Here is a 21,970-nt window from a genome sequence, read left to right on the forward strand (position 1 = left end):
TCGGTCCGACGCCGGCGTCTCGGGAGCGGCACCGACGACGGCCGGACAGGGGCGTCTCGGCGAGACGCCGGCGTCCGACGCTTGCGCGGACGCGCACCGCGATCTGTCAGGACGCTCAGGGAGACTCGTGGCATGACGACCGCCCTCACGCTGCCGCCGACCCTGACCGTGACCACCGCTGCCGCGGGCTCCCGGCCGGAGGGCACCGAGGACCTCGGTGGCCTGTCGGGCTTCGTGCTGCAGCTCATCGACGCGCTGGGGGAGTGGGGCGTCGCACTGATGCTCTTCGTCGAGACGGTGTTCCCGCCGATCCCGTCCGAGGTCATCCTGCCCCTCGCGGGCTTCCTGGCCGGCGCCGGGCAGATGAACCTCGTGCTCGTGCTGGTGCTGGCGACGCTCGGGTCGTACCTCGGCGCGCTCGTCCTCTACTGGCTCGGCGCGGTGATCGGGTTCGAGCGGACCGTGCGGCTGCTCGGACGGCTGCCGCTCGTCGACGAGGACGACTTCCGCAAGGCGGCGGACTGGTTCCACCGCCACGGCAAGAGCGCCGTCTTCTTCGGCCGCTTCGTGCCGATCGTCCGCAGCCTGATCTCGCTGCCCGCCGGTGCGGACCGGATGCACCTGGTGCCGTTCTCGGCCTTCACGATCATCGCCAGCGGCATCTGGAACAGCGCGCTCGTGCTGCTCGGTGCCGCGTTCGGCACGCAGTACGACAAGGTCGAGCAGTACACCGAGTGGATCGACCGCGTGCTCTACGTGGCGATCGCTGTCGTGGTCGTCACCTTCGTGGTCCGACGCATCCGCCGAGTCCGCGCCGAGCGGGCAGAGCGGCGATCGACGGAGCGGCGGTCGGCGGGGCAGGACGCGCAGACGACCGGAGCCGCCCGCGGACGCCGTCGTGCGACGTCCGCGAACGACTGACGGGTCACTTCTTCGTGAGGGCCGACTCCTTGTGGGCGGCCTTGTTGCCGGACTTCTCCGACTCGATGATCCAGTACGGGTCGTCGTCCGTCGGCTTGAAGTCCTGACCGTCGAACGTGAAGTCCTTCGTCTTCTTCTCGACGAGCTTGCCGGTCGTCTTGCCCTGCGAGGTGTTCCAGTGCACCTCGTCGCCCTTCGACAGCGCCACGATGTCCTCCTTGCGTAGTCGGTGTGGTTGCGTGGACCCGGACGCTACCCCCGGAGATCCGCGGATCCACGGGCATCTGTCCCCCATCACGATGTCGTAACGCCCCTGCGGGATCGAGGTGGGACGCGTACCGTTGACCGCGAGTCAGTTCGCCGGCGTGTGCCGCGGTCCCCGATGGCTCCAGACGGAACGACGTGCAGCATGACCCTGGTCGACAGCGCACGAGCCGACACGGTCCTCTCCGGCCGCTACCGGCTCGTCAGGCTCATCGGTACCGGTGGCATGGGGTCCGTGTACGAGGCCCGCGACGAGCACACCTACCGGCTCGTCGCCGTGAAGCTCTTCGCGACGCCGGACTCGATGACGACGGCCGACCGCGTCCGCCAGGAGCGCGAGATCCGCCTGCTCAGCATGCTCTCGCACCCGGGGCTCGTGCCGCTCTACGACGCCGGGACCCACGAGTTCGAGGACGGGCCGCACCGCTTCATCGTGATGGAGCTCATCGCCGACACGACGCTGCTCCGGCGGCTCGCGGGCGGTGCGCTGCACAACTACGAGGTCGCCGACCTCGGTGCGCAGCTCGCCGACGCCCTGGCGTACGTGCACTCGCGCGGCATCGTGCACCGCGACGTCAAGCCGGCGAACATCCTGATCAACGACGAGGGCGCGTCCGGCTTCGCCCGTTCGGTCAAGCTCACCGACTTCGGCGTCGCACACTTCGTCGACGGCTCCCGCCTGACCAACGACGGCACGATCATCGGCACCGCGGCGTACCTCAGCCCCGAGCAGGTCGCGGGTGAGCCGATCGGGTTCGCCACCGACGTCTACTCGCTCGGCCTGGTGCTGCTCGAGTCGCTGACCGGCAAGCAGGAGTACTCCGGCACGCTCATCGAGGCGGCCCTCGCGCGGCTCCGGAACGACCCGCAGGTCCCCGCGGAGGTCGGTGCCGAGTGGAAGGACCTGCTCGCCAAGATGACCCACCGCGACCCGGCCAGGCGCCCGACGGCCGTGGCGATCGCGAACGCGCTGCGCGGTGGGTCGACGCAGGTCACCGGCCCGGTCCCGCTCGGTCCGGAGCGCACGAAGCACAAGCGCGACCACAAGCTGCACCGCGCGGCGCACAAGCACGCCAAGCGTGGCACCTTCACCGCGGTGCGACGCTGGCGTCGTCGGAACGTGCTCGTGGGCTCGTTCGCGACGTTCGGCGTGCTCGCCGCGTGCGCCGCCGCCTACGTCGCGGGAACCCTGCACTGAGCGCGTCCGTCCGGGGACGGCGGTCCCTGGCAGGATGGTGACATGACCGACCAGCGCTGGATCAAGATCTGCGGCCTGTCGACGCCCGAGACCGTGGACGCCGCCGTGGACGCCGGTGCCGACGCGGTCGGGTTCGTCTTCGCCGCCGGCAGCCCCAGGACCGTGACGGCCGACCTCGCGAAGGAGCTCGTCGAGCGGGTGCCCGAGGGCATCGACGCCGTCGGCGTCTTCCGCGACCAGCAGATCGACGAGGTCGTGGGCATCGCGTCCGAGGTCGGGCTCACCACCCTGCAGCTGCACGGCCGTGAGTCGGTCAGCGACTTCGCCCGCGCCCGTGACGCCGGGTTCTTCACCATCCGCGCCGTCTCCGCCGACGACTACCTGCGCGAGACCGTCGAGCAGCGCGCGGAGTACGACCACGACCTGCTGCTGCTCGACGCCGCGGTGCCGGGCAGCGGGACGCTGGTCGATCCGTCGACGCTCGCAGGCCGCGTGGACGAGGCCTGGATCCTCGCCGGCGGTCTGACGCCCGCCAACGTCGTCGCCGCCGTGCAGGCCCTCGACCCGGACGGGGTCGACGTGTCGAGCGGCGTCGAGTCGGAGCGCGGCGTCAAGGACGCCGCGAAGATCCGCTCCTTCGTCGAGGCGGTCCGCAGCATCCCCTGACGCGCACGCGCACGCGCGACGTCACCACGACACGGACGGGAGGCCCGGTGCCAGCTGGCACCGGGCCTCCCGTCCGTCCGTGAGCGCGTCAGCGCAGGGGGCTCACTGCAGGGTGGGGATGAGCTCCGTGAGGAACGCGTCCGTGTCCTCCCAGCCCTCCACCGCGTGGCAGGGGACCCCGAGCGCCTTCACCGGGTAGTCGTTGCCCTCCGGGTCGAGCCGGTCGCCGACGAACAGCATGTCGTCGAGCGCGATGCCGGTCAGCTCGGCGAGGCGGCGCATGCCGTACGCCTTGTCGATGCCCTTGCGGGTGATGTCGACGCTGGTCGACCCGCCGGAGCGGACCTCGAGGTCGGGGAGCTCGGCCTGGACGAGGCGGCGCAGGTGGTCCTTCTTCTCGCCGGTCGGGTCCCAGCGCTTCTTGACGTCCACCGGAGCAGCCTGGCCGAGCGCCGAGAACGTGATCTGCGAGCCGCGGTCCTCGAGGATCTCGCCCCAGGTCTCGGACTCCCAGTAGCCGGCCTCCTTCGCCTGCGCCTCGACCGCGGCGAGGGCGCGGGCCTTCTCGTCGTCCGTCAGGTCCTCGGCGTACTGCAGCGCCCAGTCCGACCCCGACCAGCGGTAGTACGCCGTGCCGCAGGTCGGCAGCAGGTGCAGGTCGTCGAGCACGAGGCCCGCACGCTCGCGGAGCGGGAGCACGAGCTGCTGCTCGAACTGCTGGAAGTTGCCGCCCGAGATGACCGCGACCGGCACGGTGGCGAGCAGCTCGGCGAACGTCTCGAGCATGCGCGGGTCGAGCGGGGACTTCGACGGGGCGAGGGTGTCGTCGAGGTCGAAGGCGACGAGGCGGGGCGTGGTCATGCCCCCGATTCTGTCAGCTGCCGCCTCCGTCAGGCGCGGTGTGCGGCGGGGACGCGGTCGCGGGCGTAGGTGATGTCCGTCCAGCCGTGCGGCGCCGGGTTGCCGTCGTCGTCGAGGTTCACGAAGACGATCTCGTCGATGGTCACGATGCTGCGGTGCGTGAAGAGGTTCCGTGCCTCGGCCCGCATCGTCAACGAGGTGCGGCCGAACCGGGTCGCGACGAGGCCGATCTCGACGATGTCGCCCTCGCGCGCCGCCGACACGAAGACGATCTCGGACATGTACTTCGTGACGACCTTGCCGTTGCCCAGCTGGATGATCGCGTAGACGGCGGCCTCTTCGTCGATCCAGCGGAGCAGGCTGCCGCCGAACAGCGTGCCGTTCGCGTTGAGGTCCTCGGGGCGGACCCACTTGCGGGTGGTGAAGTTCATCTCGGGCTGCTGCTGCTGATCCATGTCCGTACATGGTACGACGGCCGGGTCCCGTCGGGATCCGGCCGTCGTGCGGCGCTGCTGCGCGGTGGGGCGCTGCTGCGTCCTCGTCACTCCTTGACGAGGACGACCTCGTCGAGGGGCAGGCGGGTGCGCGGGGCGACCTCGCGCTCGGCAGCCTTGTCGTCGAGCTGCGACGGGTCGGCCACCGTCCCGATCGCCGTCACCGTGTAGGGCAGGAAGCGCTCGGGCAGGTCGAAGGCGGCGCGCAGGCCCTCGGCGTCGATGCCGGCCATCTGGTGGACGTGGAGGCCCTCGGCGTGCGCCTGGACGGTCAGCGCTGTGAGGGACTGTCCGAGGTCGTACTGGGCGAACGGGCGCTCCTCGCCGTCCTCGGTCGTGGTCTCGAGGATGCCGACGACCAGGGCGCTGGCGCGGAAGGCCCACGCGGCGTTGAAGCCGAGCAGGTTGTCGTTGATCTTCGCGAAGGTGTCGGTCCCGCGGCGGCCGGCGATGAAGCGGCGCGGCTGGTGGTTCATCGCGGACGCGGCCCAGCGAGCGGCCTCGAGGACGGCGTCGAGCTGGGCGTCGGTCACGGTCGCGGTGTCGTCGTAGGAGCGCGGGCTCCAGCGCTCCTCGAGCAGCGGCACGAGCGGCTGGCTGGAGTCGGTCGAACGGGTGAGCGTCTCGGGCGTCGAGGTCATGGTGGCTGCAACGGTAGTCGATGCGTACGCATTTCCGTCCTGAGTGACGTCACATGTGGGCGGGGGCGGGGCAGGGGCGTGGGCGCTCGCGTGCTCGCGCGTGCGGCTGCGCGGCTCGTGCTGCACGTGTTGCCGTCCTGGTCGCCGACCGCGGCTCCGGGCTGCGAGGATGGGACGCGATGGGTGGCGTGTTGACGGGGTTCGCGATCATCGGCGCGATCATCGCCGCCGGGTACCTGGTCGGCCGCGTCCGCCTGCTCGGACCGCACGCACAGTTCGTGATGAGCCGTCTCGCGTTCTTCGTGCTCATGCCGTGCCTGCTCTTCCACACCATCGCCACGGCGCACATCGAGTCGCTCGTGTCACCGATGCTGTGGGTGTCGCTCGTCAGTGCCGTGACGGTCGGGCTCGTCGCCGTCGTGCTGTTCCGGCTGGTGCTCCGGCGGTCGGTCGCGACGACCACGGTCGGTGCGCTGGCCTCCGGCTACGTCAACGCCAACAACATCGGCCTGCCGGTCGCGGTCTACGTGCTCGGCCAGGCCACCGCGGTCGTGCCCGTCATCCTGTTGCAGCTCGTCGTGCTGGCCCCACTCGCGCTGACCGTGCTCGACGCGGCCACGTCGGGCGGTGGCGGGTGGCGGTCACGGGTCGCCGGACCCTTCCGGAACCCGATCATCATCGCCTCGCTCGCCGGGCTCGTGTGCTCCGCGCTGCGGCTCGAGATCCCGGAGCCCGTGCTCGAGCCGTTCTCGCTCGTCGGCGCCGCTGCGGTACCGGTCGTGCTGCTGTCCTTCGGCCTGAGCCTGCACGGAGCGACGCCGCTGCGGGACCGTGCCACCCGGCCGGACGTGCTCGTGGCCTCTGCGCTGAAGCTGCTCGTGATGCCGGCTGTGGCGTTCGTCGTCGCCCGGTTCGTCTTCGGGCTCGGCGACCAGGACGTGTTCGTCCTGACCACCCTCGGTGCGCTGCCGGCGGCCCAGAACGTGTTCAACTACGCGCAGCGCTACCAGGCGGCCGTCGCGGTCGCGCGTGACGTGGTGCTCGTCTCGACGATCGGTGCCGTGCCGGTCCTGGTCGTCATCGCCGCGCTCCTGCACCCGTAGCAGCGGGCGGGGCGACCGGGTCCCGCGTGACGGAGGAGCGGCGGGAGTGCCGAGCGGGCCACTCCTGTGACGCTCGACGGCTTCGAGCGACCGATCGAGCCCGACGGGTGACCGGCGCGCGGCATGTCGTACCCGCTCGGCGCAGCTGCGCCCGTGCGCCCAGGGCCCTCGCGGCGCGCCGATGTCCGGCCGGAGCCGTCCCGACGTGCGGCCGGAGCCGCGCCGGCGTCAGAAGATCATCGGGCGGTCGTCGTCGAGCGAGGTCTCCAGGTCCAGGTCGACCGACACGGGGACGTGGTCGCTCGGGGCGTCGCCCTTCCGCTCGTCGCGGTGGATCGTCGCGCCGACCGTGACGTCCGCGAACGCCTGCGAACCGAGGACGAAGTCGATGCGCATGCCCTCGTTGCGGGGGAAGCGGAGCGACTTGTAGTCCCAGTACGTGTAGCCCTCGGGCACCAGCGGGCGGACGACGTCCTGCAGGCCGCGGGCCTCGAACTCCCGGAAGGCGTCGCGCTCCGGTTCGCTGACGTGCGTGGCGCCCTCGAACACCCGGACGTCCCAGACGTCCTGGTCGAGCGGTGCGACGTTCCAGTCGCCCATCAGCGCGAGCGGGGTGTCCGGTTCGGCCTCGAGCCACTCGGTCGTGCGGTCGGCCAGCTGCGCGAGCCAGTCGAGCTTGTACGTGTAGTGCGGGTCGCCGAGCTCGCGGCCGTTGGGGACGTAGAGGCTCCAGAGTCGGACGCCGTCGACGGTGACACCCATCGCGCGGGCCTCGACTGGCAGGTCCGGCCCCTCGTGACCCTTGAGGAACCCGGGCTGGCCGGGGAAGTCGCGGGTGACGTCCTCCATGGGCAGGCGGCTGGCGAACGCGACCCCGTTCCACTGGTTCAGCCCGTGTGCCTCGACCTGGTACCCGGCGGCCTCGAACGCCTCGACCGGGAACTGCTCCGGCTTGCACTTGATCTCCTGCATGCCGAGGACGTCGACGTCCTCGCGCACCAGCCAGTCCACGATCCGGCCCACTCGGGTGCGGACGGAGTTCACGTTCCAGGTCGCGACGCGCATGGGATCGAACCTACCGGTGGCGGCTGGCACGCTGCTCGCGCGCCCTCCCGCCTAGAAGCGGACGCCGCGCGCCGCCATGAACGGCGCGGGGTCGGTCGTGGCGCCGTTGATGTGGACCTCGTAGTGCAGGTGGCACCCGGTCGAGTTGCCCGTCGAGCCGACCAGGGCGATGAGCTGCCCGGCGGAGACCCGCTGGCCGGGCGACACCCGGAAGCCACCGTTCACGATGTGGCCGTAGGCCGTCGCGACGCCGCCGCCGTGGTTGATCCGGACGTAGTTGCCGTACCCGCCGTACCAGCCGACGTACTCGACCGTGCCCGCCGAGGCCGCGACGATCGCCGTCGAGCAGCCGCTCGTCAGGTCGAGGCCGTCGTGCTTCGTGACGCGACCGGTGATCGGGTGGACGCGGTACCCGTACGGGCTGATGACGTACCCGCCGCCGGGGCGGACCCAGCCGGTGCCGGAGCCGGAACCGACCCCGCCGCCACCGCCACCGCCGGCAGCCGGAGCAGGCGCCCCGCCACCGCCGCCGCCGCGGTTGGCTGCGGCTGCAGCCTGACGCTGGATCTCGCGCTGTCGCGCAGCCTCGGCCTCTTGCCGGGCCTTCTCCTCAGCCGCCTTGCGCACCGCCTCGCCCTCGGCGAACTCGGCCTCGGTGCGCACACGGCCCGAGGTCAGGGTCGCGAGCTGGGCGTCGAGTCGCGCCTTGTTCTCCTGCTGCTCGTCGTACGCGGCCTGGACCTTGTCGGCAGCGGCCTGGGCGGCCTGCATCGTGCGCTCGGCCTCGGCAGCGCGCTCCTCGAGCGCCTGCGACGCCCGGTCGGCCTGCGCGGTCAGCGACCGGGCGACCGAGGCATCGGCACTCGCGGCGGCCTCGACCCGCTCGGCCTGCTCCGAGAGCTTGCTCAGCGCACCGAGGTCGTAGAGCAGGTCGCGGGCTCCCTCGCCCTCGGCCAGGACCGACGCCGTCACGTCCGCACCGCCGTGTCGTGCCATCTGCGCCGCGAACTGCCCCGCCTGCGACGCGCTGCGCTCGGCGATCTCGGCGTGCTCGTCGGCCTCGGCGCGGAGCTTCTGCTCGGTCTCGGCGGCTTCCTGCGCCTTGCCCTGCGCCGCGAAGAAGTCGTCACCGAGGCGTTTCGCCTCGGCCTCGGCAGCCTGCACCTGGTCCGACAGGCCGGAGATGATGCCGCGGATCTGCGTGATCTGCTCCTGCTTCGCGGACTCCTGGCCCCGTGCTGCCAGGACCTCGTCCCACGAGGGGTACTTCGCGGCGCTCGCGCTCGGCGCGTCGACGAGCACCGTCGCGAGCAGGCCGGCCAGGGCGAGGCCGGTGGCAGCGATGCGGAGACGGAGAGCGGGGCGCGGGACGCGGTGGCTGGTGGAGCGAGTCACGGGGTCGAGCCTATACATCCGTACAGCCGACTCGACACGCCGCCGCGCCGCCTGTGGAGAACTCCCGACGGCTCCGGGTGCCGCGATCCGCCCTGGAGGAGCCCCCGTTCGCGCCTCAGAAGCCCCGTTCGCGTCGGATCGCGTCCGCGCTGCCCACCACGTCACGCTGCAGCAGTGCCGCGCCGACCGTGCCCGCGTAGTCGTAGACGTCGAACCCGGTGCAGTGCGTGATGGTCGCCGGGGCACCGAGCGAGTCCTCGACCGCGGTGGTCCAGACGTCGTTCGCACCGATCACCACGAAGGTCGGCTCCGCGTCCCGGTAGGCACCGAGGTCGACGAGCCACGGGTAGGTCTCGAAGGTGTCCCGGACCTGCAGGAGCTCGACGTCGTCCGACGCGTACGCGGCCAGGGGCCGGACCGTCCAGAACTGCCCGACGCCGGTGACCTTCCGTCCGTCCGCCCAGCGGTCGAGGCACGCCGCCGGCGCGTACCGGGCCGATGCGACGGCACCGACCGTGCTCGGTGCCACGGTCGCCCCGCCGAGCAGGACGACCGCCGCCGCGAGCGCCACGGCGAGCTGCACGCCGCGACGAGGCCGGTGGACCCGGGTCCGGCGGACGGCGGAGCGCACGAGCTCCGCGACCGCGACGAGGGCCAGGAGCGGCGCGGTCACGATCGGCTCCAGGTACCGCGGGGTCTGCGAGCCGGCGACGACCACACCGACGGACACCGCCACGACCGTCACGAGCGGCAGCACCGTCGCGACGAGCACGGTCCGCGCCGTCCGCACGCGCCAGGCCCAGACCGTGCCGCCGACCGCGAGCACGACACCGGCGAAGAGCAGCAGCAGCTCGGCGTCGCCACGGGCCGACGCGGCGCGGTCGTCGGTCAGCGCCGCGAAGAAGGCGAGCGTCCGCCCGGCCTGCTCCGGGTGGACGTACGTCGACGGGTCGAGCGACACGAACGGCGCGAGCGGGATCCGGAGCAGGTACCCCACGACGGACCCCGCGACGAGGGTGCCCGACATCCACACCGTCGGGCGCCACGGGACACGGCGCGCGAGCGAGAGCAGCACGAGGGTCACGACGACGGGTGCCGCCGACCACGGCACGTAGAGCGGGTTCGACGCCGTGGTGCACGCCGCGACGAGCCCGGTGACGACGAGGACGGTCGCGGAGGCCCGGCCGGTCCGCACGGCACGGAGCGCCAGGACCGCGGTCCCGAGCATCGCGAGCAGTGCACCGTAGTAGTAGGTCGTCGTCAGCAGCAGGGAACCCAGTTCGAGCGAGGTCGCGGTGGCGGTGTACTCCGTCAGCACGATCGCGGTCACGAACCCGAGCGCGAGGGCGGACACCGTGATCCGGGCCGATCGTCGGGCTGCGGGCATGAGCTCGTTCGCCGCGGCCCGCACCAGCGCGTACACGGCGAGCAGCACGAGCACGCCGTTGAGTGCCAGGGCCTGCTGCGGGGTCGCCGTGACGAGGGAGCAGAGCAGGTAGACGGGCAGCTCCGGGAAGAAGAACAGCGCCGGCGACATCGCCCACTCGAACGGCTGCCCGAGGCGGATCGACCGCTCGACGAGCGGCAGCAGGACGGAGTCGCCGTCGTACCAGAGCAGGGCGACCCGCTCGGTGACCAGGACGTGTCCGAGGGCGATGACGGACAGGGCGAGCGCGACGGCGGCGCCCAGTGCCTCCCGGCCGACCGCTGCCCACCGACGGCGGGACGGCGGACGTGGGGCGGCGATCTCGACCGGCTCCGGGGCCGCAGCGCGGCCGGACGGACCGGGCGCGACGGGGGACATGAGCGGAGCGTACCGAGCGAGCCGTGACGCCGCCTGGCGATGGCGTTCCGGGGCCGAGCGACTACCCTTGTGGGCTGTGACCGACACGCGCGACCAGCTGATCCAGCACATCTCCGCAGACGCGGTGTTCCACGGCGACTTCACGCTCACCAGCGGCAAGCAGGCGTCGTACTACATCGACCTGCGCAAGGTCAGCCTCGACCACCGGGTCGCTCCGCTGATCGGCCAGGTCATGACGGACCTGCTGCAGCAGGTGCCGGACGTGGACGCTGTGGGAGGCCTCACGATGGGCGCCGACCCGATCGCGAGCGCCGTGCTGCACCAGGCCGCGGCGCGCGGGCTCGCCTACGACGCGTTCGTCGTGCGCAAGGAGCCGAAGGACCACGGCCGCGGCCGTCAGGTCGAGGGGCCCGACGTCCGCGGCAAGCGCGTCGTCGTCCTCGAGGACACCTCCACCACGGGCGGCTCGCCGCTGAAGGCCGCCGAGGCGCTCGAGCGCGAGGGCGCGATCATCGCCGCCGTGGCCGTCGTCGTCGACCGCGACACCGGCGCGAAGGAGCGCATCGAGGCGGCCGGCTACCCGTACTTCGCGGCGATCGGGCTGGCCGACCTGGGGCTGAGCGCGTGACCGGGGAGCGTCCGGACGACGCGCGCGACCCCGACGGTACGTCCGGCCCGGCAGACGGGGCGGACGACCGGGAGGCCCTGCGCGCGTCCGCCCCGGACGCTCCGTTCCGCGGTCTGCGCAGTGCCGCAGACATCTTCGGTGCTCCGCGCGCCGCCGACGAGTGGCCCTCGCGCCGCGAGCGGCGCGAGGCGGAGCGGGCCGCGCGCGAGACCGGTGCGCCGCTGCCGGAGCCGTTCGAGCCGGCACCGAGCGAGCCGGCCACCGCCGCCGAGGCGGCCCCGGTGGCAACAGGGACGGAACCCGACGACGCCGGGGCGACCCAGGCGATCCGGATGGACACCGAGCTCCGCGAGCCCTCCGAGAACCCGCAGGCGACGGTCGAGCACGAACGCGAGACGCTGGGGGAGCGGATCCCGCCCGCAGCGCCGGTCCCGCCGACGAGCACGGTCGCGCACCCGTCCTCGATCTCGCTGCCGACCGCGATGCGCCACCGCGACGAGCGCGCCGCCGAGAACCGCTCCGTCGACGAGGAGCGTCGGCGAGCGGACCCGTTCGGCCAGGGACGCAGCGACGTCGACTGGCTCGGCCGCGCCACCGGCTCGCAGGCACCGGCTCCGGCGCCGAGCCCGACCGGTCCCGTCGCGCAGCCCCTCGGGGTCGGGAACGTCCTGCCGCCGGCACCGGCCGCGCCGACCAACGAGCCGCCGAGCTTCACCGAGCTGCTCCGCCTGCAGGGTGCAGAGGATTCCGCGTCGACCGGCGCGACGGAGCGTCCGTTCGACTGGGCGATCCGGGACGACGAGACCGGTGAGGTCCCGACGACGCTGACGACCGACCGGTTCGACACGACGGCCTTCGGCGGTGGGTCGTGGTCGCTCGCGGACGAGTCGGACGACGACGTCGTGTCGGGCGAGGTCGACACCCCGGCCGGAGGGCTCCCGAGCGGGCTGCTCGCGGCACCGGCGCCGGTGCCGACGGTCGCGCCGGTCCCCGTTCCGGCGACCGACCCGGCTCCTGCTGCCGACGTGGCTGCGGACCACGCTGCGGACGACGACACCCGCACGACGGCGCTGCCGGCCGTGCAGGCCGAGCGGCACGAGGATCACGTCGACGATGCCCGCACGACGGCACTGCCGGCTGTGCAGGCCGACGACCGACCCGACACGGACGACGCCGGGCAGGACGACGCTGAACCGGACGACGCCGGCTCGGCCGACACCGGCCCGGGTCTCCCGCGACCGGTCGCGGCGGCAGCCACCCCCTGGTGGGCGGAGCCGGACACCACCGTGCCCCCGACGGCAGCCCCGCCGCTGGTCGAACCGTCGCCGTCGGACGGCGCAGCGGCGTACCCGGCGCATCTGCCGCCCTCGGTCGGCCAGGACCTGCGCGGGCTGACCGGCGCAGCCGAGGACCAGCACCACGACCGCCGCGAGGACCAGGACGACCAGGTCGTCGAACGCCTGCCCGCTGCGGCTCCGGACGACCTCGACCAGGACGAGTGGGACGGCCGCGAGACGAGCGACACGAGCGTCATCAAGGACCTGTTCGGCACGGCGGCGGTCGGGCAGCTCGGCGGCACCGGGTACGACCCCGAGGACCCGGGAACACGCATGATGCCCGCGGTCCCGGCTCCGGCCGCCACCACGCCCCGGACCCCTGGTCGTGACGCGACGACCGGCGCTCCGGCGGCAGGCGACGCCGGCGGCCGGGACAACTTCATCAACGAAGGCTTCGGCCGGCTCGCCGGCGAGGGCAAGCGGGGCAAGCAGCTGCTCGTCATCGGTGCCGTGGTGCTCATCGTGGTGCTGCTCGTGGCGGTCTTCGGGCTCACCCGCTGGATCCTCGGGAACTCGATCAGCGAGGAGACCGCTCCGGCGGCGACCGCGACGTCGGCGGCTGCGTCGGCGGCTCCGTCGGACGAGCCCTCGGCCGAGCAGTCCACCGAGGCAGCCGCCGCCCCGGCGCAGCCGCTGCAGTTCGCGACGACGCAGGCGACACCGGGCGAGCACGCGTGGACCGAGCTCGCGGGCGGCGAGTGCCTGTCGCCCTTCACCGACGCCTGGGCGCAGACCTTCACGGTCGTGGACTGCTCGGCGGCGCACACCGCGCAGCTGACCGCTCGCATCCAGGTCGAGGCGGGGGCGTGGCCCGGGCCGGAGGACCTCGCGGCCCAGGCTGCGAAGGTGTGCCAGACGTCGCAGGCGATCGACACCGCGGCGGCGGCGGACTACGGCGACGTGCAGGTGCAGGGCTCCTACGCGCCGGACCAGGAGACCTGGGACCGCGGCAACACCTTCATCTCGTGCTTCGCGACCCGCTCGTCCGGCGGGCAGCTGACGGGTTCGCTCGCTCCCGACGGAGCCTGACCGCCCGTCCGCCAGGTTCCTCCTCCGCAGGACGCAACGTCGGCGGCTGTTCGCAGCGCTCTCCCGCTGCGAGGAACCGCCGACGTTGCGTTTCGCGAGAGCGCCTGACCGCCCGCCCGCCCGCCGGGTCAGGACGCGGCGGGGACCTTCGCGGACGCCTCGTCCAGGGTGCGGAGCTCCTCGGCGCTGAGCTCCAGGTCCGCGGACGCCAGCAGCGCCGGCAGCTGCTCGGTGTTGCGGGCACTGGCGATCGGCGCGACGACGTCCGGCTGTGCCTGCAGCCACGCGAGGGCGACCGATGCGATCTCGGCCTCGTGCGCCTCGGCGATGCGGGAGAGTGCATCGACCACCGCGAGCCCCTCGTCCGAGAAGTAGCCCGACACCTGCCCCTCGCGGTCCTTGCCGGCGAAGTCGTCCTTCGTCCGGTACTTGCCGGTCAGGAACCCGGCGGCCAGGGCGAAGTACGGCACGACGCCCAGCCCCTCGGACGCCGCGAGCGGAGCGATGTCCGACTCGTAGGGCTCACGGTTCACGAGGTTGTAGTGCGGCTGGATCGCGACCGGGAGCGCCAGCCCGTTCTCCTTCGCGATGCGGATCCACTCCTCGGCACGCGACCGGGAGTAGTTCGAGATCGCGGTGTACCGGACGAGGCCCTCCTGCACGAGCTGGTCGAACGCGCGCACGGTCTCCTCGAGCGGGGTGTCCTGGTCGTCGAAGTGCGCGTAGTACAGGTCGATGCGGTCGGTCCCGAGTCGTTCGAGGCTCGCACGGGCGGCCGCCGCGACGTTCGACGCCGACAGGCCGCTGTACTGCGGGTGCTGCGAGACCTTCGTCGCGACCACGACGTCGTCACGCTTCCCGGACGCGCGGAGCCACGAGCCGATGACGCGCTCCGACTCGCCGCCCTCGTTGCCCGGCGCCCACGCCGAGTACACGTCCGCGGTGTCGACGAAGTCGCCGCCGGCCGAGGTGTACGCGTCGAGCACGCGGTGCGAGGTCTGCTCGTCGGCGGTCCAGCCGAAGACGTTGCCACCGAGGGCGAGGGGGAACACGTGCAGGTCACTGGTTCCGATGCGGGGCATGACGATTCCTTCCGGTGCGGTACGGGTCGCGTCCACGCTATGCCCCGGCAGCGTGCACGTGGCCAGCGGGTTCCCGGTGTTGCATGAGGGGATGACCACCCTCGCCGACGACCTCACCGATCCCCGCTCGTCCGTCCGCCTCCGCGCCGTGATGGCCGCCGGCACCGAGGCGCGCGACGAGGACCTCGAGGTGCTCGTCGACCACTGCGCCGTCGAGCCGGACCTGCAGGTGCGCGAGGCCCTGACGTGGGCACTCGTCAGGCTGCCCGCGGAGACCGTCGTGCCGCGGCTGCTCGACGAGCTGCACCGTCGGGAGGCGCAGGCGCGCTCGCAGGCGCTCCACACCCTGTCGAAGATCCGCGACGGGTCCGTGTACCCCGAGGTCGCCGAGCGGCTCGGGGACGACGACCCCGGTGTACGTCGGACGGCCTGGCGCGCAGCCGTCCTGCTCGCTCCGGCCGACGAGGGACCCGCCCTCGCCCGACGGCTGGCACGCGAGCTCGGCCAGGGCGACCGGGAGACCCGACTCGCGCTGAGCCGGGCGCTCGTCACCCTCGGCGAGGAGGTCGTCGGCCCCGTCCTGACGGACGCCGCGGAGCGCCGTGGCGAGGCCGTCCGAGAGCATGTCACCGAGACCGAGCGCCTGCTCGCCGACCCCGACGCCGGGTCGGCCCTCGCGCTCGAGCGCGCCCGACGCGAGATGGCGCTCGGACGCGGCAAGCGCGCCTCGGGGTGACCACCTGACGGACGGGAGGCTCGTGGCCGTGTCCGCCACGAGCCTCCCGTCCGTCCCAGGGCGCGCCGAGCACGTGTCCCGTCGTTCCGGGTCGGGTCGCGGAAGACCCGGATTCGGGCCGACGAACAGGCCCGATCGGCTTGCGCGCGCCGATCGGAGCGCGACAAGGTGGGTGTCGAAGGGGAGTAGCTCCCAGCGCGTGCATCGACACACTGGCCATCACGACGATCGGCCCGGTGCACCACCTGCCGGTCCCACCCGGCGGGCGAGCGAGACCTTCGGCCGTTCTGCCGTGCCGAAGCGCTCCCCACCCCTGCGCGATCGGTGCGGCCCGACCAAGGGACCACCCCGTGATCGACACCTCACCCGTCCGCGTCGTCGAGGCCGGCGCACCGACCGCCCGCATGGGCCGCAGCGCCTGGGGGCGCATCGCGATCTGCATCGTGATCGCCCTGCCCGCCGTCGCCCTGGCTGCTGACAGGCACTGGCGCCTCACCGGCTCCGCACCGAACCCCGTCGTCGACCTGCTCGTCTTCGGCGGTGCCGTCGTCGCCGCCTCGTTCCTGCTCGCCTGGGCCGCCGAGGCCGCGCAGAAGGACATCTCCGGTGCCCTCGCGATCGCGATCCTCGCGCTCATCGCGGTCCTGCCCGAGTACGCCGTCGACCTGTACTACGCGTTCCGCTCCGGGTACGACCCGTCGTACGAGCAGTTCGCCGCCGCCAACATGACCGGGTCGAACCGGCTGCTGCTCGGGTTCGGCTGGCCCCTCGTCGTGGTGATCTCGCTGCTCGTCGCCCGCCGGTACGTCCGCGCCGGCACCCTGCCCCCGTCGGCCACGAAGGTGCTGCAGCTCGAGCAGTCGTCGCGGCTCGACATCGGGTTCCTGGCGCTCCTGGCGGTCGTCGCGTTCCTCATCCCGCTGATGGGCACGATCCCGCTGTGGTTCGGCTTCGTGCTGCTCGCCGCGTTCGTCGCCTACCTGTGGCGGGCGTCGCAGGCGCCGGACGACGGCGGCGACGACGAGGAGATGGTCGGCATGGCGGGCAACATCGCCTCGATGCCGCAGCGTGCGCGCCGGTGGACGATCGTCGCGCTGTTCGTCGTGGCCGCCGCCGTCATCCTGTCGTCGGCAGAACCGTTCGCCGAGGCCCTCGTCGCCTCGGGCAGCGCGCTCGGCATCGACAGTTACTTCCTCGTGCAGTGGCTCGCGCCGCTCGCGACCGAGGCGCCCGAGTTCATCGTCGCCGCGCTCTTCGCACTGCGGGGCATGGGCGGCGCGGCGATCGGCACGCTCATCGCGTCGAAGGTGAACCAGTGGTCGCTGCTCGTCGGCTCGCTGCCGATCGCGCACGTGCTGGGCGGTGGGACCTCGGGCGGGCTGCCGCTCGACGGCCGGCAGGTCGAGGAGTTCGTGCTCACCGCGTCGCAGACCGTGCTGGGCGTGGCGATCATCATCGCGCTGCGCTTCCACCGGTGGTCGGCGATCGCGCTCGTGGCGCTGTTCGCGGTGCAGTTCGTCGTGACGGACACCAGCGGACGGTGGGTGTTGAGCGGCGTGCACGTGGTCGTGGCGCTCGTGGTGCTGTGGGTCAACCGGAAGGACGTCGTGCCGACGCTGCGGGCCCCGTTCCGGCGGCCCGTGGTCGCCGGCGCTCCGGCCGCGTAGGCGGCGGCGCCGCGGGGCGGGCTTGCATCGCACCGCGCCCGCCGAGCGGGCAGGACACGCCGCGTGCGTTCCGACGTGTGCGCAGGATCCGTCGCCTACGGCCGTCGAGCGTGACGGAACGGGCTCGCTCGGGCCAGCGCACGGACGGGAGGCGCGGGGCGGGCTGGCACCGCGCCTCCCGTCCGTCCGTGGGCACCAGCCGCACCGAACGGGCAGGACATGCCGCGTGCATGCCGGCGGGCGGGCGGGATCCGTCGGCAGCAGCCGCCGAGTGTGACAGGAAGTGCCCGCTCGAGAAACGGGCGGGTGGGCGGGCGGGCGGTCCGGCGGGCCCGTGCGGCGGGCGTCGTCAGTCGGCGTCGGGGGCGAGCCAGATGGCCGAGGCTGCGGCGGCGGGCAGGTCGACGAGGGACTCCTCGCCGTCGGGCGTCCGGCGCGCGACGGCGATCACCCCCGCGTAGTCACGGACGCGCTCCACCCGCAGGTGGGTCCCCAGTGCGACGCCGAGCTCGTCGAAGTACCGCAGCAGGGCCGGGTCGTCGTCGGACACCCGGTCGACGATCCCGCACGCGCCGGGCTCGATCGACCCGAGCAGTGTTCCGGGCGACGACGGGACCGAGCCGTCCGCCGCCGGGATCGGGTCGCCGTGCGGGTCGTGCGTCGGGTGGCCCAGGTCGGCGTCGACCCGGTCGAGGAAGGTCTCGGACACCGCGTGCTCGAGCGCTTCGGCCTCGGTGTGGACCTCGTCCCACGAGTAGCCGAGCCGCTGCACGAGGTAGGTCTCGATGAGTCGGTGCCGGCGGACCATCGCCACGGCGACCTGCTGCCCGAGCGGGGTGAGCACGACGCCGTAGTAGGGGGTGTGCTCGATGAGGCCGTCGCGGTCGAGCTTCCGGAGGTTGCCCGACACCGTCGACGCCGAGACCCCGAGCGCCGCCGCGATGTCCCGCGTCGCGAGCCCCTCGCCGCCACGCTCGCCGGCCTTCCACACGAGCTTCACGTAGTCCTCTGCCATGGTGGAGAGGGAGGGCAGGCGCATGCGTCAATGGTACGGACGACAGGCGACCACGACGGCACCCGTCCGGCGCCGCCGCTGGCCGGTGCCCCCGTCGATCCTGCTCGGCCTGTTGCCGCTCGTCGCCTTCGCCGCCGTCAGCGCCTGGCGCTCACGGCCGAGCGACGACTACGGCACGCTCGGGCAGACGGTCGAGAGCGTCGTCGGGGCACTCGTGCTGCCCGAGGGCATCGCGGTGCTCGTGCTCTGCGCCTACGTCACCGCCCTCGGGTGGTGGCCGATCGCGACCGTGGACCGACGCCGCGCGACACTGCGCTGGACGCTCATCGCGCCGGCCCTGATCGCCGCTGTCTGCCTGGCGCGACTGCCGCTCGTCGAGTGGGACGCGCAGCCGGTGCGGTACTTCGTGCTGCTCGGGGTCGGGGTCCTCTTCGTCGGGGTGTTCGAGGAGCTGCTCACGCGCGGCGTCCTGCTCGTCGGGCTCCGACGGCGGCTGCCCGAGTTCGGGGTGTGGATCGTGTCGTGCGCGCTGTTCGGGCTGCTGCACTTCCTCAACGTCCTCGCGGGTGCCGGGGTCGGCGTGACCGTCGTGCAGGTCGTGTTCGCAGCATCGTTCGGGTCGACGCTGTACCTGGCCCGGCGGCTGACCGGGAACCTGCTCGCGCCCGTGCTGCTGCACGCCGCCTGGGACTTCGGGTCGATCGCGGTGTCGGCGACCGTGCCGACGGAGGACCTGGCGCGGATGGCGCCCGCCGGGTTCATCGGGCTGTTCGCCTTCGCGGTGCTCGCCCTCGGGCTGGCCGCCGGCGGCGTGGTCGCGTGGCGGGACGACCGGGCCCGTCGCCTCGGGCGCCGGTGGCGGACGGTCCCGCGCATGGGGGCGCTCGCGGTGCAGGTGGACGAGCCGCGCCTCCCGTCCGCGGTCTGACCCGGCAGCCGCCCGCGGGCCGGTCTCCCCCGCGAGAGCGACAGGCTGCCGCGAACAGTTGCGCGCGTTCTGTCGCTTTCGCGGACAACCCGCCCGCGCCCCCGCCCGCGCCCCCGCCCGCGCCCCCGCCCGCGGGCGCTGCGAATGCGCACAGCCTGAGGCCCGGTTCACCCCCGGGTGGGGGACCGTTCGCCGTCCGGCAACCACCCGTCCCTAGGTTCGGCCTGTTTCCACACCGGTACAACAGGAAGGGGCGTCGCCCCCGGGCGACCACCACCACATGCGCAGATCCGCCGTCCGCGGAGTGACCGTCGCCACCGTCGCGACCGCACTCGTGCTCGGGTCACCGCTCGCCGCCCAGGCCGCGACGTACCCGAGCGACTCCACCAAGCCCGACCTCGTGTCGCTGCTGAACGGGTACGACCAGTACTGGACGTCGAGTGGGAAGAACGACCTGCACGGCACGGTGAACGACCCGGCGACGCTGGCGAAGAACGACCAGCTGACGTCGTGGATCAACCAGCACGCCACGACGGCGCAGCAGTTCCGGGCGCTGCAGGACGCCGAGTACAACAACGCCACGAACACCGCCTACGACCAGTCGTTCACGGTGTCGCAGGGCCTCGGTGACACGCTGGGCAAGCTGCTCGTCCAGGGACGCAACACCGGCGCACTCCCGCTCACGAGCGCCCTGATCAACTCGTCGAACGGCACCAGCGGCGCCTACGTCGGCACCGGTGACGCGAAGGCGCACTACAGCTACCCGCGGCCCTACCTGCCGTCCGACACCGCGGCGACGCTGCCCGCCGGCGACGACACCGCGAACTGCAACCCGGCGACCGTCAACGCGTCGTCGCTCGCGGCGAACCGCACCGGCAAGGCCTGGGCGGACGCGAAGGGCAACCTCACGATCACACGGGTGCCGGCCACGACCGACACCACGCACGAGTTCTCGCCGAACGACGTCGTGCTCGACGCCGGCTACGGCCAGAAGGGCATCTGCACCGGCGGCTCGTACCCGTCCGGGCACACCACCACGGCGTACCAGGCGGGCATCACCCTCGCCACGCTCGTGCCCGAGCTCGCACCGGAGATCCTCGCCCGCACGTCCGAGGCCGGCAACGACCGCATCGTCCTCGGCGTCCACTACCCGCTCGACATCATGGGCGGACGCATCGACGGCGAGGCAGCCCTGGCCGCCCGCTGGTCCGACACGCAGTACCGCACCGAGGTCCTCGAGCCGGCCCGCGCCGAGCTCACGAAGTACCTCGAAGCGGAGTGCGGCGACACCCTCGCGAACTGCATCGCGGCGGAGCAGCCCTACACCGACGACCCCTACGGCGGCCAGGCGATGCCCGGCGGCACCGCGCAGGCCGTCACCGACCGCGCCTCGGCCGCGCAGGTCTACCGCGAGCGCATGACCTACGGCTTCGCGCAGACCGGGACCGCTGGTCTCGCCCCGTCGGTCCCGACCGGCGCGTCGAACCTGCTCCTGTCGACCTTCCCGACCCTGACCGACACGCAGCGCGAGCAGGTGCTCGCGCAGACCGAGATCGCGTCGGGGTACCCCCTCGACCAGTCCGGCACCGCGAACGGTTCGTGGGAGCGGCTCGACCTCGCGGCCGCGACGAGCGCGACCGTCGCCGTCGGTGCGGACGGCACCGCGAAGGTCGTCTCGACCGGTGGTCAGGCGCGCGTCGTCTCCGGTGTGCTGACCGCCCCGGAGGGCACCACGGTGCAGGCCGGGGAGGCCCTCGCCCTCGCCGGCACCGGCCTCCCCGCCGGCGCCACGCTGCAGGTCGTGCTGCACTCCGACCCGGTCGTGGTCGGCACGCTCACGGTGGGCGCGGACGGCACCGCGACCGGCTCGGTCGTGATCCCCGCGGACGCCGCGGTCGGCGCGCACACGCTCGACCTGGTCGACGCGTCGGGTACCTCGGTGCTCGTGTCGCCGCTCGCGATCACCGTGACCGCGGCGCCGAGCGCGGGTGGCTCGACCGGCGGCACCGGCACGGCGAGCGGCACCGGCGCCACCGGGACGGTCCCCGCCGGCGTGCACCTGCCGGTCGTCAGCGGCTGACCCACCCGACGGGAGGCGCGCGACCGGACCGTCACGTGCCTCCCGTCCGCACCCATCCGACGGGAGGCGCGGGACCGGACCGTCACGTGCCTCCCGTCCGTCGCCCCTGACCCCCACTTCCCCCTCGCCCCACCGGAGGCCCCGTGCCGTACCCCAAGACCTGGACCACCGTCGGCATCGCCGCCGTCGTGGTCGCCGCCGCCGCGATCGCCGTCCCGGTGCTGACCGGCGCGACCAGCGGCGACGCCGTCCCCACCGCGGCGGACCGCACCCCCACGGCCACCGCACGCCCGGCGCCGGACGTGCCCGCGGTCGACGCAGCGGCGCTCGCCGCACTGCCCGAGGCCCGCTACTCGGCCGTGGTCGGCGGCCTGCTGCCCGTCGACCGGACCGTGTCGTCCGCCGAGGTCTTCCGACTCCGCGCCGACGCCCCGCTCTTCGGTGCGGACCGGCAGCACCCCGTCGCGCGCTTCGCTGCCGCCGACTTCCTCGGCCAGCCGACGACGGTCGTGGGGCTGCGGCACGAGGGGGCGTGGGAGCTCGTCCTCACGCCGGCGCGGCAGGAGCTGCCCTCGGCGGCCGGCGGGCACGCCGCCGCGCAGACCGCCGCCTGGGTGCCGCGGGATGCGCTCGTGCAGCAGGCGGCGCCGACGTCGCACGTGGTCATCTCGACTGCCGACCAGTCGGTGTCGATCGTGTCGTCGTCCGGGCAGGTCTCCCGGAGCTTCCCCGCCGGGATCGGCACGTCGGACACCCCGACGCCGACCGGGGTGACGGGCTACCTGGAGCAGCGGTACGTCGACCCCGCGCAGGGGACGGGTGACCACCCGATCCAGCTGACGTCGCTGCACTCGAGCGCCGCCGACGAACCGTACGGCGGCTCGGACGGCGGGCTCATCGGCCTGCACTGGAACGCCGCCGCCGCGGGTGCGGTGTCCCACGGGTGCGTCCGGCTCTCGGCCGACGGGGTCGCGGCGATCGACGCGCTGCCGCTCGGGACGCTCGTCACGGTGGAGTAGGCCGGTGCCGGTGCCGGTGCCGGTGCCGGTGCCGGTG

General features: G+C 73.2%; 20 protein-coding genes. 11 read left to right on the forward strand and 9 right to left on the reverse strand.

Annotation, left to right across the window (positions count from 1 at the left end; translation table 11 throughout):
* Positions 1 to 132 precede the first annotated feature (132 nt).
* A complete protein-coding gene (locus ABIC52_RS06660; RefSeq protein ID WP_354026926.1) occupies positions 133 to 921 on the forward strand; it encodes a DedA family protein in 789 nt (262 codons plus the stop codon).
* 4 nt (positions 922 to 925) lie between these two features.
* On the opposite strand, the gene ABIC52_RS06665 is transcribed toward ABIC52_RS06660, so the two are convergent.
* Positions 926 to 1,129, reverse strand: a complete 204-nt coding sequence (locus ABIC52_RS06665; RefSeq protein ID WP_058729617.1) for a hypervirulence associated TUDOR domain-containing protein — start codon at positions 1,127 to 1,129, stop codon at positions 926 to 928.
* Positions 1,130 to 1,330: 201 nt separating this feature from the next.
* On the opposite strand from ABIC52_RS06665, the gene ABIC52_RS06670 reads away from it, so the two are divergent.
* A complete protein-coding gene (locus ABIC52_RS06670; protein ID WP_161972660.1) occupies positions 1,331 to 2,383 on the forward strand; it encodes a serine/threonine-protein kinase in 1,053 nt (350 codons plus the stop codon).
* A gap of 42 nt (positions 2,384 to 2,425) precedes the next feature.
* Positions 2,426 to 3,049 (forward strand): phosphoribosylanthranilate isomerase, encoded by a 624-nt coding sequence (locus ABIC52_RS06675; protein ID WP_354026927.1) that lies wholly within the window; start codon positions 2,426 to 2,428, stop codon positions 3,047 to 3,049.
* Between the two features lie 102 nt (positions 3,050 to 3,151).
* Here the strand turns inward: ABIC52_RS06675 and ABIC52_RS06680 are convergent, their stop codons facing one another.
* The 3 genes from ABIC52_RS06680 to ABIC52_RS06690 form a co-directional block, all read right to left on the reverse strand.
* On the reverse strand, positions 3,152 to 3,910 hold the full coding sequence (locus ABIC52_RS06680) for an HAD-IIB family hydrolase (RefSeq protein ID WP_354026928.1): 759 nt from the start codon (positions 3,908 to 3,910) through the stop codon (positions 3,152 to 3,154).
* 29 nt (positions 3,911 to 3,939) lie between these two features.
* Positions 3,940 to 4,365, reverse strand: coding sequence for an acyl-CoA thioesterase (locus tag ABIC52_RS06685; protein WP_354026929.1), 426 nt, complete (start codon positions 4,363 to 4,365; stop codon positions 3,940 to 3,942).
* 86 nt (positions 4,366 to 4,451) lie between these two features.
* Positions 4,452 to 5,045, reverse strand: coding sequence for a nitroreductase family protein (locus ABIC52_RS06690; protein ID WP_126892178.1), 594 nt, complete (start codon positions 5,043 to 5,045; stop codon positions 4,452 to 4,454).
* Between the two features lie 179 nt (positions 5,046 to 5,224).
* Between ABIC52_RS06690 and ABIC52_RS06695 the strand changes: the two genes are divergently transcribed.
* Positions 5,225 to 6,148, forward strand: coding sequence for an AEC family transporter (locus ABIC52_RS06695; protein WP_354026930.1), 924 nt, complete (start codon positions 5,225 to 5,227; stop codon positions 6,146 to 6,148).
* Positions 6,149 to 6,376: 228 nt separating this feature from the next.
* Here the strand turns inward: ABIC52_RS06695 and ABIC52_RS06700 are convergent, their stop codons facing one another.
* The 3 genes from ABIC52_RS06700 to ABIC52_RS06710 all read right to left on the reverse strand — a co-directional run bounded on the left by ABIC52_RS06700 (position 6,377) and on the right by ABIC52_RS06710 (position 10,412).
* Positions 6,377 to 7,213, reverse strand: coding sequence for an exodeoxyribonuclease III (locus ABIC52_RS06700; protein WP_126892176.1), 837 nt, complete (start codon positions 7,211 to 7,213; stop codon positions 6,377 to 6,379).
* Between the two features lie 51 nt (positions 7,214 to 7,264).
* Positions 7,265 to 8,608 carry a M23 family metallopeptidase gene (locus ABIC52_RS06705; RefSeq protein WP_126892175.1) on the reverse strand — a complete coding sequence of 448 codons (1,344 nt, stop codon included), beginning with the start codon at positions 8,606 to 8,608 and terminating at the stop codon, positions 7,265 to 7,267.
* Between the two features lie 115 nt (positions 8,609 to 8,723).
* Positions 8,724 to 10,412: a hypothetical protein gene (locus ABIC52_RS06710; protein WP_354026931.1), complete on the reverse strand. Its 1,689-nt coding sequence runs from the start codon at positions 10,410 to 10,412 to the stop codon at positions 8,724 to 8,726.
* A gap of 76 nt (positions 10,413 to 10,488) precedes the next feature.
* Between ABIC52_RS06710 and pyrE the strand changes: the two genes are divergently transcribed.
* Both pyrE and ABIC52_RS06720 read left to right on the forward strand, forming a co-directional pair.
* Positions 10,489 to 11,040 carry an orotate phosphoribosyltransferase gene (gene pyrE, locus ABIC52_RS06715; RefSeq protein ID WP_058729844.1) on the forward strand — a complete coding sequence of 184 codons (552 nt, stop codon included), beginning with the start codon at positions 10,489 to 10,491 and terminating at the stop codon, positions 11,038 to 11,040.
* Positions 11,037 to 13,406: a septum formation family protein gene (locus ABIC52_RS06720; protein ID WP_354026932.1), complete on the forward strand. Its 2,370-nt coding sequence runs from the start codon at positions 11,037 to 11,039 to the stop codon at positions 13,404 to 13,406. Before pyrE ends, ABIC52_RS06720 begins: the two co-directional genes overlap by 4 nt.
* Before the next feature lie 128 nt (positions 13,407 to 13,534).
* Here the strand turns inward: ABIC52_RS06720 and ABIC52_RS06725 are convergent, their stop codons facing one another.
* On the reverse strand, positions 13,535 to 14,488 hold the full coding sequence (locus ABIC52_RS06725; protein WP_354026933.1) for an aldo/keto reductase: 954 nt from the start codon (positions 14,486 to 14,488) through the stop codon (positions 13,535 to 13,537).
* Positions 14,489 to 14,579: 91 nt separating this feature from the next.
* Here ABIC52_RS06725 and ABIC52_RS06730 point away from each other — a divergent pair, with 91 nt between their 5' ends.
* A complete protein-coding gene (locus tag ABIC52_RS06730) occupies positions 14,580 to 15,224 on the forward strand; it encodes a HEAT repeat domain-containing protein (RefSeq protein ID WP_354026934.1) in 645 nt (214 codons plus the stop codon).
* A gap of 350 nt (positions 15,225 to 15,574) precedes the next feature.
* Positions 15,575 to 16,891: a calcium:cation antiporter family protein gene (locus ABIC52_RS06735; protein WP_354026935.1), complete on the forward strand. Its 1,317-nt coding sequence runs from the start codon at positions 15,575 to 15,577 to the stop codon at positions 16,889 to 16,891.
* A 349-nt stretch (positions 16,892 to 17,240) separates the two neighbouring features.
* On the opposite strand, the gene ABIC52_RS06740 is transcribed toward ABIC52_RS06735, so the two are convergent.
* Positions 17,241 to 17,930, reverse strand: a complete 690-nt coding sequence (locus tag ABIC52_RS06740) for a metal-dependent transcriptional regulator (RefSeq protein ID WP_209825249.1) — start codon at positions 17,928 to 17,930, stop codon at positions 17,241 to 17,243.
* Between ABIC52_RS06740 and ABIC52_RS06745 the strand changes: the two genes are divergently transcribed.
* The 3 genes from ABIC52_RS06745 to ABIC52_RS06755 all read left to right on the forward strand — a co-directional run bounded on the left by ABIC52_RS06745 (position 17,929) and on the right by ABIC52_RS06755 (position 21,933).
* On the forward strand, positions 17,929 to 18,834 hold the full coding sequence (locus ABIC52_RS06745) for a CPBP family intramembrane glutamic endopeptidase (RefSeq protein ID WP_354026936.1): 906 nt from the start codon (positions 17,929 to 17,931) through the stop codon (positions 18,832 to 18,834). The genes ABIC52_RS06740 and ABIC52_RS06745 overlap by 2 nt on opposite strands.
* 280 nt (positions 18,835 to 19,114) lie before the next feature.
* Entirely contained in the window at positions 19,115 to 20,914 is a 1,800-nt protein-coding gene (locus tag ABIC52_RS06750; protein WP_354026937.1) for a phosphatase PAP2 family protein, read from the forward strand.
* A 143-nt stretch (positions 20,915 to 21,057) separates the two neighbouring features.
* On the forward strand, positions 21,058 to 21,933 hold the full coding sequence (locus tag ABIC52_RS06755; protein WP_354026938.1) for a L,D-transpeptidase: 876 nt from the start codon (positions 21,058 to 21,060) through the stop codon (positions 21,931 to 21,933).
* The last annotated feature ends 37 nt before the right edge of the window (positions 21,934 to 21,970 follow it).

Source organism: Curtobacterium oceanosedimentum (genome assembly GCF_040545555.1).
Taxonomy (GTDB): domain Bacteria; phylum Actinomycetota; class Actinomycetes; order Actinomycetales; family Microbacteriaceae; genus Curtobacterium.